12 protein-coding genes are annotated in these 14751 nt (G+C 52.9%); 7 read left to right on the top strand and 5 right to left on the bottom strand.

Annotation, left to right across the window (positions count from 1 at the left end; all coding sequences use genetic code 11):
* Positions 1-28: 28 nt before the first annotated feature.
* From lon to bolA, 5 genes are all read right to left on the bottom strand, one after another.
* Positions 29-2437, bottom strand: coding sequence for an endopeptidase La (gene lon, locus J5069_RS16660; protein WP_264644937.1), 2409 nt, complete (start codon positions 2435-2437; stop codon positions 29-31).
* A 191-nt stretch (positions 2438-2628) separates the two neighbouring features.
* Positions 2629-3903: an ATP-dependent protease ATP-binding subunit ClpX gene (gene clpX, locus J5069_RS16655; protein WP_264624316.1), complete on the bottom strand. Its 1275-nt coding sequence runs from the start codon at positions 3901-3903 to the stop codon at positions 2629-2631.
* Positions 3904-4016: 113 nt separating this feature from the next.
* Positions 4017-4640 (bottom strand): ATP-dependent Clp endopeptidase proteolytic subunit ClpP, encoded by a 624-nt coding sequence (gene clpP, locus J5069_RS16650; protein WP_195315240.1) that lies wholly within the window; start codon positions 4638-4640, stop codon positions 4017-4019.
* Positions 4641-5104: 464 nt separating this feature from the next.
* A complete protein-coding gene (tig, locus tag J5069_RS16645) occupies positions 5105-6409 on the bottom strand; it encodes a trigger factor (RefSeq protein WP_264644936.1) in 1305 nt (434 codons plus the stop codon).
* Between the two features lie 286 nt (positions 6410-6695).
* Positions 6696-7007 carry a transcriptional regulator BolA gene (bolA, locus tag J5069_RS16640; protein WP_264644935.1) on the bottom strand — a complete coding sequence of 104 codons (312 nt, stop codon included), beginning with the start codon at positions 7005-7007 and terminating at the stop codon, positions 6696-6698.
* A 239-nt stretch (positions 7008-7246) separates the two neighbouring features.
* Here bolA and J5069_RS16635 point away from each other — a divergent pair, with 239 nt between their 5' ends.
* From J5069_RS16635 to cyoE, 7 genes are all read left to right on the top strand, one after another.
* Positions 7247-7825: a lipoprotein gene (locus tag J5069_RS16635; RefSeq protein WP_264644934.1), complete on the top strand. Its 579-nt coding sequence runs from the start codon at positions 7247-7249 to the stop codon at positions 7823-7825.
* Between the two features lie 54 nt (positions 7826-7879).
* Entirely contained in the window at positions 7880-9370 is a 1491-nt protein-coding gene (gene ampG / locus J5069_RS16630) for a muropeptide MFS transporter AmpG (RefSeq protein ID WP_264644933.1), read from the top strand.
* Positions 9371-9759: 389 nt separating this feature from the next.
* On the top strand, positions 9760-10725 hold the full coding sequence (gene cyoA, locus J5069_RS16625; RefSeq protein WP_264644932.1) for a cytochrome o ubiquinol oxidase subunit II: 966 nt from the start codon (positions 9760-9762) through the stop codon (positions 10723-10725).
* Positions 10726-10729: 4 nt separating this feature from the next.
* Entirely contained in the window at positions 10730-12721 is a 1992-nt protein-coding gene (gene cyoB, locus J5069_RS16620) for a cytochrome o ubiquinol oxidase subunit I (RefSeq protein ID WP_264644931.1), read from the top strand.
* A complete protein-coding gene (locus J5069_RS16615; protein WP_264644930.1) occupies positions 12711-13334 on the top strand; it encodes a cytochrome o ubiquinol oxidase subunit III in 624 nt (207 codons plus the stop codon). Before cyoB ends, J5069_RS16615 begins: the two co-directional genes overlap by 11 nt.
* Complete coding sequence (locus J5069_RS16610; protein WP_222158272.1) at positions 13334-13663, top strand: cytochrome o ubiquinol oxidase subunit IV; 330 nt, start codon at positions 13334-13336, stop codon at positions 13661-13663. Before J5069_RS16615 ends, J5069_RS16610 begins: the two co-directional genes overlap by 1 nt.
* A 14-nt stretch (positions 13664-13677) precedes the next feature.
* The gene (cyoE, locus tag J5069_RS16605) at positions 13678-14568 is read left to right on the top strand and encodes a heme o synthase (RefSeq protein ID WP_264645080.1); all 891 of its coding nucleotides are present in this window, start codon (positions 13678-13680) and stop codon (positions 14566-14568) included.
* The last annotated feature ends 183 nt before the right edge of the window (positions 14569-14751 follow it).

The following is a 14751-nucleotide window of genomic DNA, read 5'->3' as shown; positions in this document are numbered from 1 at the left end:
GATTTTTCTCAAGGGTTTTTGCGATAGGTCACTCTTTCACGGTCTTGGCGGGCACCGCTTTCGCCTTGGCAGGCGCTCGCTTGGCCTTGACAGGCTCCGGCTGCATACCGTCTGGCGGATTTTGTAACGCTAACGCAAGCACTTCCTCGATACGTTTAACCGGGTGAATGTCCAGATCGGCGATCACATTCGGCGGGATCTCTTCCAAGTCGCGTTTGTTTTCGTCAGGGATCAATACCGTCTTAATGCCACCGCGATGGGCTGCCAACAGCTTCTCTTTCAAGCCCCCGATCGGTAATACCAAACCCCGTAGCGTGATTTCCCCGGTCATCGCGACATCGGCACGCACCGGGTTACCCGTCAGGCAGGAAACCAGCGCGGTACACATGGCGATCCCAGCGCTTGGACCATCTTTGGGCGTTGCCCCTTCCGGCACATGCACGTGGATATCACGTTTTTCATGGAAATCGGCATTGATACCCAGTCGTTCAGCACGCGCACGCACTACGGTGAGCGCCGCCTGGATAGATTCCTGCATCACTTCCCCGAGTGAACCGGTATAGGTCAATTTCCCCTTGCCCGGCACGCACGCGGTTTCAATGGTCAGCAAATCACCGCCGACTTCCGTCCAGGCCAACCCAGTGACCTGCCCAACACGGTTTTCTTCATCCGCGCGGCCATAGTCAAAGCGCTGAACGCCAAGGAAATCTTTAAGGTTATCGCCCGTAATCTCAATATGCTTAACGGTTTTATCCATCAACAGCGTTTTTACCGCTTTGCGGCACAGTTTGGAGATTTCACGCTCCAGACTGCGCACGCCAGCTTCACGCGTGTAGTACCGGATAATCCCGGAGATAGCACTGTCATCGACGGTCAATTCACCTTTCTTCAATGCGTTGCGTTCAATCTGCTTCGGCAGCAAATGGCGCTTGGCAATGTTGAGTTTCTCATCCTCGGTGTAGCCAGACAGGCGAATGACTTCCATACGATCCAGTAACGGCGCAGGAATGTTCATCGAGTTAGAGGTAGCAACAAACATCACATCAGACAGATCGTAGTCCACTTCGAGATAGTGGTCGTTGAACGCGACGTTCTGCTCAGGATCCAGGACTTCAAGCAGCGCAGAGGCCGGATCGCCACGCATATCGGACGACATCTTGTCGATCTCATCCAACAGGAACAGCGGGTTTTTCACCCCAATCTTGGCCATCTTCTGGATCAGTTTGCCCGGCAGTGAGCCGATATAAGTACGACGGTGACCGCGAATTTCCGCTTCATCACGCACGCCGCCGAGCGCCATACGCACGTATTCACGCCCCGTTGCCTTGGCGATGGACTGCCCCAGAGAGGTTTTCCCCACCCCCGGCGGCCCGACCAGGCACAGAATCGGCCCCTTGATTTTGCTGACACGGCTTTGTACCGCGAGATATTCAAGAATACGCTCTTTGACACGATCCAGACCGTAGTGGTCGGTATCCAGGGTTTCCTGCGCTTTGACCAGGTCTTTTTTCACCTTGCTGCGCGCATTCCACGGCACCTGAACCATCCAGTCGATGTAGCTGCGCACCACCGTCGCCTCAGCGGACATCGGTGACATCATCTTCAGTTTTTGCAGCTCGGCTTCGGCTTTTTCCCGCGCTTCTTTCGGCATCTTGGCCGCTTCAATCTTGCGTTTCAGCGCTTCGTGTTCGTCCGGCGCATCGTCCATCTCACCGAGCTCTTTTTGAATCGCTTTCATCTGCTCGTTGAGGTAGTACTCGCGCTGGCTTTTCTCCATCTGCTTTTTCACGCGACTGCGAATACGTTTTTCCACCTGCAACAGGTCGATTTCCGATTCCATCATCGCCATCAGATATTCGAGGCGTTCCGTAATATCAGACATTTCCAGCACGGACTGCTTATCAGCCAGTTTCAGCGGCATGTGAGCGGCAATGGTGTCCGCCAGACGCGCTGCATCTTCAATGCTGTTCAGCGAGGTCAACACTTCAGGCGGGATTTTCTTGTTCAGTTTGATGTATCCCTCGAACTGATTGACCGCCGTGCGCATCAGGACTTCTTGCTCGCGCTCTTCAATCGCTGGCGACGAGAGATATTCCGCCTGGGCGGCAAAGTGTTCGCCACCGTCAGACAATGTGGTGATACGCGCGCGCTGCAACCCTTCGACCAGCACTTTGACCGTGCCGTCCGGCAGTTTCAGCATTTGCAGAATGGAGGCGACCGTGCCTACCGAGAAAAGATCGTTAATACTGGGTTCATCCGTTGAAGCCTCTTTTTGTGCCACCAACATGATCTTTTTATCGTGATCCATCGCGGCTTCAAGGCAACGAATCGATTTCTCCCGGCCAACAAACAACGGAATGACCATGTGCGGATAAACCACCACATCGCGCAAAGGCAATACGGGGATTTCAATGCGTTCGGAACGCTCAGGGTTCATAGAGCTCTCTCTTAGTTTCGTTTCCGCCAGGTTAAAGGAATCTCGTGAAACGCGGATGTCACGGGTTTCGCCAACAAGTATTGGAGTATATGGGGATAGATATCCGACATTCAACGACCAGAACATGCGAAAAAAAAAATGGGAGATAAAATCCCCCATTTTTAACTTATGTCAGACGTTCAATTGACGATTTATTCGCCAGAAGCCTGCTGTGCTTCAGGTTTGCCGTAGATCAGCATCGGCTCTGATTGACCGGCAATCACCGATTCATCAATCACCACTTTATCGACGCTCTCCATGGAGGGCAGGTCGTACATGGTGTCCAGCAACGCCGCTTCCACGATGGAGCGCAAACCGCGTGCGCCGGTTTTACGCGCCATGGCTTTCTTGGCAATCGCCGTCAACGCCTCTTCGCGGAACTCCAGCTCAACCCCTTCAAGATTGAACAGCGCCTGATACTGTTTGGTCAGCGCGTTTTTCGGTTCGCGCAGGATCTGGATCAGCGCATCTTCGCTCAGCTCTCTCAGCGTCGCGACCACCGGTAAACGGCCGATAAATTCGGGAATCAGACCAAACTTGATCAAATCGCCCGGTTCTACCTGACCCAGCAATTCGCCTTCGGTAGCCTTTTGCGCCGAGCCTTTCACCGTTGCGGCAAAGCCGATACCGCGACCGGTATCAACGCGCTGCTCGATCACTTTATCCAGGCCAGCAAATGCGCCACCACAGATGAACAGGATCTTGGAGGTATCAACCTGCAAAAACTCTTGCTGAGGATGCTTGCGCCCACCTTGCGGCGGTACCGCAGCGATGGTGCCTTCAATCAGTTTCAGCAGGGCCTGCTGCACCCCTTCGCCCGACACGTCGCGGGTGATGGAGGGGTTATCGGACTTACGCGAAATCTTGTCGATTTCATCGATGTACACGATACCGCGCTGCGCCTTCTGTACGTCGTAATCGCATTTTTGCAACAGCTTCTGGATGATGTTTTCCACATCTTCACCCACGTAGCCCGCTTCGGTCAGCGTGGTGGCATCCGCCATGGTGAAAGGCACATCCAGGAAACGGGCCAGCGTTTCGGCTAACAGGGTTTTACCACTCCCGGTCGGACCAATCAGCAGAATGTTACTCTTGCCCAGTTCGATGCCGTTGCTGCTGTCGCCATTGCGCAAGCGCTTGTAGTGATTGTAAACCGCAACCGCCAGCACCTTTTTCGCCTGCTCCTGACCAATCACATAATCATCCAGGTGACGGCGAATTTCATGGGGCGTGGGTAACGCACTGCGTTCACGATGCGGAGCCACTTCCTTGATCTCTTCGCGAATGATGTCATTGCACAGATCGACACATTCATCGCAGATATACACTGACGGCCCGGCAATCAGCTTACGGACCTCATGCTGGCTTTTGCCGCAGAAAGAACAGTACAGCAACTTCCCTGAACCGTCTTTGCGCTTGTCTGTCATCAGTAAACCTCTTCTTTTATCTCTTGCCCGCAGGCCCAACAGCGATATCACTACAACCTGAATCACGCGCAAGCGCGCATTCGTGAACCACAGGTACGCTATGGCTGGCGGCGTTATTCGCGGTGTGTCATCACGGCGTCAACCAATCCATACTCTACCGCTTCATGGGCAGAGAGGAAACGGTCACGCTCAGTGTCACTCTCTATCACTTCGAGAGGTTTGCCCGTATGTTCAGCCATCAGCTCATTCATACGTTGCTTCACTTTCAGTATTTCACGCGCATGGATTTCGATATCCGTCGCCTGACCCTGGAATCCGCCCAGCGGTTGGTGAATCATCACGCGCGAATTCGGCAGGCAGAAACGCTTGCCCTTGGCACCGGCAGTGAGCAGGAAAGCCCCCATCGAGCAGGCTTGTCCCATACAGATGGTGCTGACATCCGGTTTAATAAATTTCATGGTGTCGTAAATCGACATCCCTGCGGTAATCACGCCACCCGGAGAGTTGATGTACAGATAAATATCTTTTTCCGGATTTTCGGCTTCCAGGAAAAGCATCTGAGCAACGATCAGGTTGGCCATGTGATCTTCCACCTGACCGGTCAGGAAGATGATGCGTTCTTTAAGCAGTCGGGAAAAAATATCGTAAGAACGTTCCCCGCGCGAAGTCTGTTCTACCACCATCGGCACCAAAGCCATCTGGGGTGCTAATTTTTCTTGTTCGCCACTGTATAACATTCACCTCTCCTCGATAAAATGCTTTTGGTGCCATGTATCAGATTCTACTTGAGATAACGGCGGTTGACCATCACGGCCCCACGTATCCCTCAAGAACGACACCGACTCGCCAAAATCCATGACCACGCGCCTCTGTTTCTTCTAGTTGGGGCATTGCGCGCTATTTCAAGCTTACACTATCCTTTATTTTAGATTAAAGGGGTATCGTGCCCACCGCGTTTACAATGCTTTGCATATCAAACCACGTTTTGCATAGAAAATAAGATGTTGCATGCCCAAGCGACAATGCAGATTTTATCACTCGCGAAACGTTTCAATGCCACGCACGCCTAGCCTTATCATAGTGCAATCTGGCCTATCCGTGACGGATAAGGCTTTCAAACATAAATCAGTGATAACAAAAAGCCCACGCCAGAGGCGCGGGCTTTTTTGGCAAAGATAACCGACCGAAGCCAGACAGCGAATTACGCCGTAGCAGGCTGGTTCATCAGATCGTTGAAGCTGACGGCTTTCTCAACCACTTTCGCGTTAGACAACACCACTTCAACCGCTTGCTCTTCCAGAGCAACGTTGCGCATGTTGTTCATCAGCTCTTTGTTTTTGCTGTAGTAAGCAACCACTTCTTGCGGATCTTCGTAGGCAGAAGCCATCTCTTCGATCAGCGCGTTAACGCGAGCGTCATCCGCTTTCAGTTCGTTGGTGCTGATCACTTCGCCCAGCAACAGACCCACGACAACGCGGCGTTTGGCTTGCTCTTCGAACAGTTCACGCGGCAGTTCAGCTGCTTGCTTGGCGTTGCCACCAAAGCGTTGTGCCGCTTGCTGACGCAGAACGTCGATTTCGCCGTCGATCAGTGCAGCAGGAACGTCGATGTCATTGGCTTTCACCAGACCGTCGATCACCTGAGACTTGATACGGTTACGCACTGCGCCTTTCAGCTCGCGCTCCATGTTTTTACGCACTTCAGCGCGCAGACCGTCAACAGAGCCATCCGCCACGCCGAAACGTGCGATGAAATCTGCGGTCAGTTCTGGCAGTTCACGCTCTTCCACTTTCTTCAGAACGATAGCAAACTGAGCCGCTTTCCCTTTCAGGTTTTCAGCGTGGTAGTCTTCTGGGAAGGTCACGTCGATAGTGAACTCATCACCGGCTTTGTGACCCACCAGACCTTCTTCAAAGCCTGGGATCATGCGGCCCTGGCCCATGGCCAGAACGAAATCAGACGCTTTACCACCGTCAAACACTTCACCGTCGATAGTGCCGGTAAAGTCAACGGTTACGCGATCTTCTGCGCCAGCGGCAGCATCGGTATCTTTCCAGGTGGCTTGTTGCTTGCGCAGCGTTTCCAGCATGGCATCAACGTCAGCATCAACCACGTCAACCAGCGGTTTTTCTACTTCGATGGTGTCCAGGCCTTTCAGCTCTACTTCCGGATAGACTTCAAACTCTACCGCGTAGGTGAAATCGGCATCCAGCTTGTATTCGCCCGGCACATAGTTCGGTGCACCAACGGGATTGATTTTTTCTTTGATGATGGCGTCAACGAAATGACGCTGCATCAGATCGCCCAACACGTCTTGACGCACGGAGGCACCATAACGCTGAGCGATAACGTTCATCGGCACTTTGCCTTTACGAAAACCGTCAACGCGCGCTTTTTTAGCAACGTTAACCAGCTCTTTTTTTACCGCTTCTTCAATGCTATCCGCAGTGACGGTAATTGTTACGCGGCGACCAAGGCCTTGGGTGGTTTCAACTGAAACTTGCATCTTGTTACCTCAAAAAATCACAGTGCTCGGTCAGCTCCAAAACCATATACGCATGGGTGTCGGTTTGGACATAACCCCACAGAACCGGGACAGCAACAGCTGGTATCTGAACCCCGTTCCTTGTCGTCAGAAGCGTCCCGATGACATTTCCGGAAAATAAGACGCGGCATTATAGCGGCATAGAGGGAGTGAGTCGAGAACAGCGCGCAGACTATTGTGACAAGATAAGCGCGCTTTGATGTCGGTCACCTCTTATGCGCCACTTTTTATCCCTCTTTGACACCCTTCAGGCGTCAATACCTGCGCCGCCACAGGCAGGCGATTTAGGGGCTTGACCCTGCGCATCGGCCCACTCTTGCGGCGTATAAGTATGCAGCGCCAGCGCGTGTAGGCCATTTTCCAGTTCCGTCGCCAGCGTGGCATACACTGCACGATGGCGGCCAATGGTGCGCTGTCCGGTAAAGGTTTCACTCACCAGCACCACCTTAAAATGGCTTTGCGAACCCGCAGGCACGCGGTGTTGATGGCTTTCATTGATCACATCCAGATGCGTGGGGGCAAAAGCTGCGCGCAATTTCGCCTCAATGGTGGCATGCATGACGTCGTCCTTTGTTGCTTGTTGATCTCGCCAGACAGTATATTCCACTGGCAGCAAAATGCGGTGAACACACTATCTGTCAATCCGGCGATCGCAATATCTCACCGCATCGCGCCGAAAAAATGGCCATTTCCAGAGTATTTCCCCTGAATTCGTCCTTTCACCCGCTGCGGGCAATGGTATGATAACGGGAATTTTTTACCAGCGAACCACCCTAATCATTACTGAGAAAATGCACAATGTTAAAAAAACTGTTTTTTCCCGTATTGGCCGTGCTGATGCTCGCCGGATGCGCCAATCAAAGCAACACGCTTGATGTCTCTCCTAAAATTAATGTGCCAGCGCAAGACCCAACCCTGATGGGCGTGACCGTCAGCATCAACGGGGCCGATCAGCGAGCCGATCAGGCATTGGCTAAAATCAACCGCGACGGGCAACTGATCGTTTTGACCCCTTCGCGCGACCTGCGTTTCCTGTTGCAAGAAGCCCTGGAAAAACAAATGTCTGCACGCGGTTACATGATCGGTACCGGTGGCCCGATTGCGCTGCAAATCGTGGTAAACCAGCTGTATGCTGACGTTTCAGAAGGCAACCTGCGTCATAATATCACCGCACGCGCGGATATTTCGATCATCTCTCAGGCGGCTAACGGCAACAAACAGGTCAAAAACTACCGCTCAACCTATAACGTTCAAGGCGCGTTGACCGCGACCAACGAAAAAATCACCAACGCTGTCAATACGGTATTGGGCGATGTCATCAATGATATGGCACAAGACACCACTGTCAGTGGCTTCATTAAGGCTAACGCCCGATAATTCCCACGCTGTTTTCCTCTATCCTGCTCGGTGGGATAGAGGAAAGGATCTGCCATGCTACATCGCTTTTTTACTCTTGTTCGTCAGCCGTATTCTCTGTCACTGCTGCTGTTGGGTTTTGCGTCCGGGCTACCGCTGGCGCTCACCTCCGGTACGTTGCAGGCATGGATGACCGTCGCTAACGTCGATTTGAAAACCATTGGTTTCTTCTCCCTGGTGGGACAAGCCTATGTTTTCAAGTTTATGTGGGCACCGATGATGGACCGCTACACCCCACCCTTCCTCGGCCGTCGCCGTGGCTGGCTGCTGGTCACTCAGGTACTATTGATCGGATTGATAGCCTCAATGGCGCTGCTCGAGCCTGGTAAGCATCTGTGGTGGTTAGCCGCAATTGCCGTTCTGGTGGCATTTTGCTCGGCCTCGCAGGATATCGTGTTTGACGCCTACAAAACCGACCTGTTGCCCGCCGATCAGCGAGGCTCGGGCGCGGCCATTTCCGTACTGGGTTACCGTTTGGCCATGCTGGTTTCCGGTGGGCTAGCGCTGTGGCTGGCCGATCGCTACCTCGGCTGGCACGCCACCTATGTGCTGATGGCACTGCTGCTGCTGCCGGGTATCATCGCCACCTTACGTGCTCCAGAGCCGGTCTTGGATGCCCCGGCACCGCGCACCCTTGAACAGGCAATGTTTGCTCCGTTGCGCGACTTCTTTTCGCGCAATAACGCCTGGCTGATTTTATTACTGATCGTGCTGTATAAGTTGGGCGACGCCTTTGCCATGAGCCTGAGCACCCCGTTCCTGATTCGCGGCGTAGGCTTCAATGCCGGCGACGTCGGACTGGTCAACAAAACGTTGGGGTTACTCGCCACCATTATTGGTGCCTTGTACGGCGGGTTGTTAATGCAACGCATGACCTTGTTCCGTGCGCTGCTGCTATTCGGCATCTTGCAGGCTGTCTCTAACGCAGGTTACTGGGTGCTGGCGATCACGACCAAACATCTGGTTAGCATGGCGGGAGTTATCTTTCTGGAAAACCTGTGCGGCGGGATGGGCACGGCAGCATTCGTTGCGTTACTGATGACCTTATGCAACACGTCATTTTCCGCCACTCAGTTTGCGCTGCTTTCCGCTCTCTCGGCCGTCGGGCGCGTCTACGTTGGCCCGATTGCAGGCTGGTTTGTAGAAACCCACGGTTGGGCCTGGTTCTATTTATTTACCATTGCTGTCTCAGTGCCGGGATTAGTCCTGCTGCTGGTATGCCGACAAACCCTGGAGTACACCCAACGCACCGGCACATTCATGGTACGCATGACCTATCCCCGCCACTACCGCTTCGCGCTGCGTATGCTGGCTGCCGGATGTGCCTTGTTATTCATCTGGTTGACCTTGACCATCGCCCACGCACTGGGAGCCAATGCGGTTGAAGCAATCAATGATAACCTTCTGATGCTAGGGTGTATTTTGGTAATCGCTGGCACGCTTTTGGGGAGTTTTCTCGACTATTTATCCTTGAGAAATTCACACGCTGCCGATACGCACAAATAGCGATAAACACGCGTGGTTATCACCCAATCGTATTATTTTTTTTCCAATAGTCTGACATCGGCCAATGTTATTTTAGCGTTGGCTTGCTTTTTCTCGGCTATTTAATTGTTGAGAAAACGTGTTAGAGCAAGCGATGTTCTTTCGAGGGAAAATTACCCATTAGGTGGGTTGTAATTTTTTTTTATCCATCCATACTTCTCTACGGGATAAATTTTAATTGACTGTTTTTAATAAATTTTTCCTAACGACAAGGTAATTGTGACATTCAGGGCAAAAATCAGCAACAAAGCGCTGACATAACCTTAATCATGTTTACAGTGCAGTAACCTTACCGTAAAATGCCCGCTCGCATGAAATGACAATAGAGCCCTTGTTATTGAGGTCGCTAGATGAGACTCAGGAAATACAATAAAATTTTTGGGATGTTGTCTTTATTCGCTGCCGCAGCACTGCTGAGCGGTTGTGATATGGCATTGATGAACCCCAAAGGACAGGTCGGGTTGGAGCAACGGTCGTTGATTCTGACGGCAATCGGGTTGATGTTGATCGTGGTTATTCCGGTAATCGTGATGACCATCGCTTTTGCCTGGAAGTTCCGTGCTTCCAACACCAAGGCGAAATACACCCCGAACTGGTCGCATTCCAACAAGATTGAAGCGGTGGTATGGACAGTTCCCATCATCATCATTCTTATTCTGGGTACCATTACCTGGAAAACCACCCATTCACTGGATCCGTATAAACCGCTGGTCTCCGATGCCAAGCCGATTACCGTCGAAGTGATTTCCCTCGACTGGAAATGGCTGTTTGTTTACCCAGAACTGGGTATCGCCACGGTCAACGAGTTAGCGTTCCCGACCAACGTACCGGTGAACTTCAAGATCACCTCCGATACCGTGATGAACTCTTTCTTCATCCCGCGTCTGGGTGGGCAGATCTACGCCATGGCTGGCATGCAAACCAAGCTGCATCTTATCGCCAACGAACCGGGTAAATATGACGGTATTTCCGGTGGTTACAGCGGTAAAGGCTTCTCTGGCATGAAATTTACCGCCATTGCCACGCCAAGCCAGCAGGAGTTCGACCAGTGGGTTGCCACCGTGCGCGCGTCCAGCAAAACGCTGAACAGCATGGAAGAGTTTAATACTCTGGCCAAACCCAGCGAATTCCACCCGGTCGAGTACTTCTCCAGCGTGCAACCTGAGCTGTTTGAAAACCTGATTCGCAAATTCACGCAAAGTGGCGGCGCACCTGCTCATCACCACGCTGAAAGCGAAACGCAGCAAGGCGGCATGCAACACGGTGACAATATGAACATGAGCGAGCACGCCTCGCACCAAGGCGCCGAGGGATAAGACGATGTTCGGAAAACTAACTCTTGATGCGGTTCCGTATCATGAACCCATTATCATGGTCACGGTGGCCGGCATCATCGTCGGCGGCCTCGCCCTGTTGGCGGCCATCACTTATTTCGGTAAATGGAAGTGGCTGTGGGCGGAATGGTTCACCTCGGTAGACCACAAGCGCATCGGCATCATGTATATGATCGTCGCGTTTATCATGATGATTCGCGGCTTTGCCGATGCCATCATGATGCGCGGTCAGCAGGTGTTGGCGTCTGCCGGTGAGGCAGGCTTCCTGAATGCACACCACTACGATCAGATATTTACCGCGCACGGCGTGATCATGATTTTCTTCGTGGCAACGCCGTTTGTGGTCGGTCTGATGAACCTGGCGGTGCCGTTGCAAATCGGCGCGCGCGACGTGGCCTTCCCTTTCCTTAACTCGCTCAGCTTCTGGCTGTTCGTGGTGGGGGTTGTCCTGATCAACCTGTCGCTGGGTATTGGTGAATTTGCGCAAACCGGTTGGGTGGCCTATCCGCCGCTTTCAGGCAAGGAGTACAGTCCCGGCGTAGGGGTCGATTACTGGATATGGAGTCTACAGATCTCCGGTCTGGGCACCACGCTGACCGGCGTCAACTTCTTCGCGACCATTATCCGTATGCGCGCACCGGGCATGACGCTGATGAAAATGCCGGTCTTTACCTGGACGGCACTGTGCACCAACGTGCTGATCATCGCCGCATTCCCGATTTTGACCGTCACCATCGCGTTGCTGACCCTGGATCGCTATCTGGGCACCCATTTCTTTACCAACGATATGGGCGGCAACATGATGATGTACATCAACCTCATCTGGGCCTGGGGCCATCCTGAGGTGTACATTCTGGTGCTGCCTATCTTCGGCGTTTACTCCGAAGTGGTTGCCACCTTCTGTAAGAAGCGCCTGTTCGGCTATACCTCGCTGGTGTGGGCGACCATCGCCATTACCGTGCTGTCGTTTATCGTCTGGCTGCACCACTTCTTCACCATGGGGTCCGGCGCGAACGTTAACGCCTTCTTTGGTATCGCCACCATGATCATTTCCATCCCGACCGGGGTGAAAATCTTCAACTGGCTGTTCACCATGTATCAGGGCCGCATCCAACCGAACTCCGCCATGTTGTGGACCACCGGGTTTATCATCACCTTTACCATCGGTGGGATGACTGGGGTGCTGCTGGCAGTGCCGGGTGCCAACTTTGTGCTGCACAACAGTCTGTTCCTGATTGCGCACTTCCATAACGTCATCATCGGCGGCGTGGTGTTTGGTATTTTTGCCGGTATTACTTACTGGTTCCCGAAAGCGTTTGGCTTCACGCTGAACGAAACCTGGGGCAAACGCGCGTTCTGGTTCTGGATTATCGGCTTCTTCACTGCCTTTATGCCGCTGTATGTGCTGGGCTTTATGGGTATGACCCGTCGCCTTAGCCAACAGATCGATCCGCAATTCCACTCACTGCTGGTCGTCGCCTCTGTCGGTGCCGCCCTGATTGGCCTTGGCGTACTGTGCCAACTGATGCAGTTCTATGTCAGTATCCGCGATCGCGACCAAAACCGCGATTTGACCGGTGACCCGTGGGGTGGCCGCACGCTGGAGTGGGCAACCTCTTCTCCGCCGCCGTTCTACAACTTCGCCATCGTGCCGAACGTTCAGGAACGCGATGCCTTCTGGGAACAGAAAGAGCGCGGTGAAGCCTACAAGAAACCGGTCAGCTATGAAGAAATTCATATGCCGAAAAACACCGGCGCTGGCGTGATTATCTCGGCGTTCAGCCTGGTATTCGGCTTCGCGATGATCTGGCATATCTGGTGGATGGCGATTGCCGGTTTCGTCGGCATGATCGTGACCTGGATTGTGCACAGTTTTAACCGTGATGTGGATTACTACGTTCCGGTCAAGCAGATCGAAGAGATTGAAAACCAGCACTTCGACAATATCAGCAAAGCAGGTGTGAAACATGACAACTGAAACTCTGACGCATCATCACGCTGCTCATGACGCCCATGCCGAGCATGGGCACCACGACGCCAGCGGCACCAAGGTGCTGGGGTTCTGGGTTTACCTCATGAGCGATTTGATCATTTTCGGCTCGCTGTTCGCCACCTATGCCGTGCTGGTAACCGGCACGGCGGGCGGTCCGTCCGGAAAAGATCTGTTTGATCTCAAGTTTGTGCTGGTCGAAACCTTCGCTTTGCTGTTGAGCAGTATCACCTTCGGCATGGCGATGATCGCCATGTACAAAGGCAATGTAGCGCGCATCAACACCTGGCTGGCTATCACCTTCCTGTTTGGTCTGGTGTTTATCGGGATGGAAGTGTATGAATTCCATCACCTGATCGCAGAAGGGTACGGCCCGGATCGCAGTGCGTTCCTGTCAGCCTTTTTTGCGCTGGTCGGCACCCACGGAATCCACGTAACCTCAGGCCTTATCTGGCTGGTGGTGATGATGATTCAGGTTTCACGCTGGGGCATCACCCCTACCGTGAAAACCCGTTTGATGTGCCTGAGCTTGTTCTGGCACTTCCTTGACGTGGTATGGATTTGTGTCTTTACCGTAGTTTATCTGATGGGGGCGATGTAATGAGTCATTCAACGACCGATCACGGCGCCAGCCACGGTAGCGTACAGTCTTATGTCATCGGCTTTGTCATGTCGGTCATTCTGACCGTGATCCCGTTTGGTCTGGTGATGGCGGGTGCCGCCTCCCCCAGCGTGATCATGGCCGGTGTGGTTGGCTGTGCCGTGGTACAGATACTGGTTCACCTGGTCTACTTCCTGCACCTGAACAGTTCTTCTGAGCAGCGCTGGAACGTGGTAGCGTTGGTGTTCGCCATTCTGATTATCGCCATCGTGGTAGTAGGATCCATCTGGATTATGCTGAGCGCGCACCACAATATGATGATTCCGTAATCGAGCCAGACATGATGATTAAGCAATACCTACAAGTCACAAAACCAGGGATCATTTTTGGCAACCTGATTTCTGTTATCGGGGGATTTCTGCTGGCGTCCAAAGGCAGCATCGATTACCCCCTCTTTATCGCTACCCTGTTTGGGGTGTCGTTGGTGGTTGCGTCCGGTTGCGTTTTCAATAACGTGATCGACCGTGACATTGACAAAAAGATGGAGAGAACCAAAAACAGAGTGATGGTGAAGGGGCTGATTTCCGTCAAGGTGTCGCTGGGTTATGCGGCGGCGTTAGGTATTGCCGGTTTTGCGTTGCTCTACGTGGCGGCAAACCCGCTGGCCATGTGGCTTTCGGTAATGGGCTTTGCGGTATACGTAGGCGTCTACAGTCTGTATATGAAACGCCATTCGGTATACGGCACGCTGATCGGCAGCCTGTCCGGTGCCGCGCCGCCGGTTATCGGCTATTGTGCCGTGAGCAACCAGTTTGATGCGGGCGCGTTGATCCTGCTGTTGATCTTCAGCCTGTGGCAAATGCCGCACTCCTACGCTATCGCCATTTTCCGTTTCAAGGATTATCAGGCTGCCAACATTCCGGTATTGCCGGTGGTGAAAGGCATTTCCGTGGCTAAAAACCATATTACGCTGTATATCGTGGCGTTTATGGTAGCAACGCTGATGCTGTCGCTGGGAGGCTATGCCGGGTATAAATACCTGGTGGTGGCCGCCTCCGTGAGCATCTGGTGGTTAGGCATGGCGCTGTCGGGCTACAAAAAACCCAATGATGACAAAGTGTGGGCGCGCAAACTGTTTGTGTTCTCAATTGTAGCCATCACATCACTGAGCGTGATGATGTCTGTCGACTCGATGACGCCGATGCAGGATGTGCTGATCACCGCACTGCGCTAACGTTTACCGTTCGCACCTTGAAAAAACAGACGATGCCCATCGTCTGTTTTTTTTCGCCCTTCCCCACGTTTTGCTGCATTTAATATGTCATTTTATGACGGCGCGCCAAATCAAGTAACAATGCCACCATTTACGGCCCGATGAGTAAGGCACTACAATAGCGCCAACGCAATTTTGAGGTTT

The sequence above is a fragment of the Candidatus Symbiopectobacterium sp. NZEC127 genome (assembly GCF_025962675.1).
In the GTDB taxonomy this organism is placed as follows: domain Bacteria; phylum Pseudomonadota; class Gammaproteobacteria; order Enterobacterales; family Enterobacteriaceae; genus Symbiopectobacterium.
This window is presented reverse-complemented; position numbering and strand designations above follow the sequence as displayed.

What these genes read in the sequence shown, in the direction of transcription:
- ampG (WP_264644933.1), top strand. Translation starts at nt 7,880, where the DNA reads ATGCTACATCGCTTTTTTACTCTTGTTCGTCAGCCGTATTCTCTGTCA.
- bolA (WP_264644935.1), bottom strand. Translation starts at nt 7,007, where the DNA reads ATGCATGCCACCATTGAGGCGAAATTGCGCGCAGCTTTTGCCCCCACG.
- clpX (WP_264624316.1), bottom strand. Translation starts at nt 3,903, where the DNA reads ATGACAGACAAGCGCAAAGACGGTTCAGGGAAGTTGCTGTACTGTTCT.
- J5069_RS16610 (WP_222158272.1), top strand. Translation starts at nt 13,334, where the DNA reads ATGAGTCATTCAACGACCGATCACGGCGCCAGCCACGGTAGCGTACAG.
- clpP (WP_195315240.1), bottom strand. Translation starts at nt 4,640, where the DNA reads ATGTTATACAGTGGCGAACAAGAAAAATTAGCACCCCAGATGGCTTTG.
- cyoA (WP_264644932.1), top strand. Translation starts at nt 9,760, where the DNA reads ATGAGACTCAGGAAATACAATAAAATTTTTGGGATGTTGTCTTTATTC.
- J5069_RS16635 (WP_264644934.1), top strand. Translation starts at nt 7,247, where the DNA reads ATGTTAAAAAAACTGTTTTTTCCCGTATTGGCCGTGCTGATGCTCGCC.
- cyoB (WP_264644931.1), top strand. Translation starts at nt 10,730, where the DNA reads ATGTTCGGAAAACTAACTCTTGATGCGGTTCCGTATCATGAACCCATT.
- tig (WP_264644936.1), bottom strand. Translation starts at nt 6,409, where the DNA reads ATGCAAGTTTCAGTTGAAACCACCCAAGGCCTTGGTCGCCGCGTAACA.
- cyoE (WP_264645080.1), top strand. Translation starts at nt 13,678, where the DNA reads ATGATTAAGCAATACCTACAAGTCACAAAACCAGGGATCATTTTTGGC.
- J5069_RS16615 (WP_264644930.1), top strand. Translation starts at nt 12,711, where the DNA reads ATGACAACTGAAACTCTGACGCATCATCACGCTGCTCATGACGCCCAT.
- lon (WP_264644937.1), bottom strand. Translation starts at nt 2,437, where the DNA reads ATGAACCCTGAGCGTTCCGAACGCATTGAAATCCCCGTATTGCCTTTG.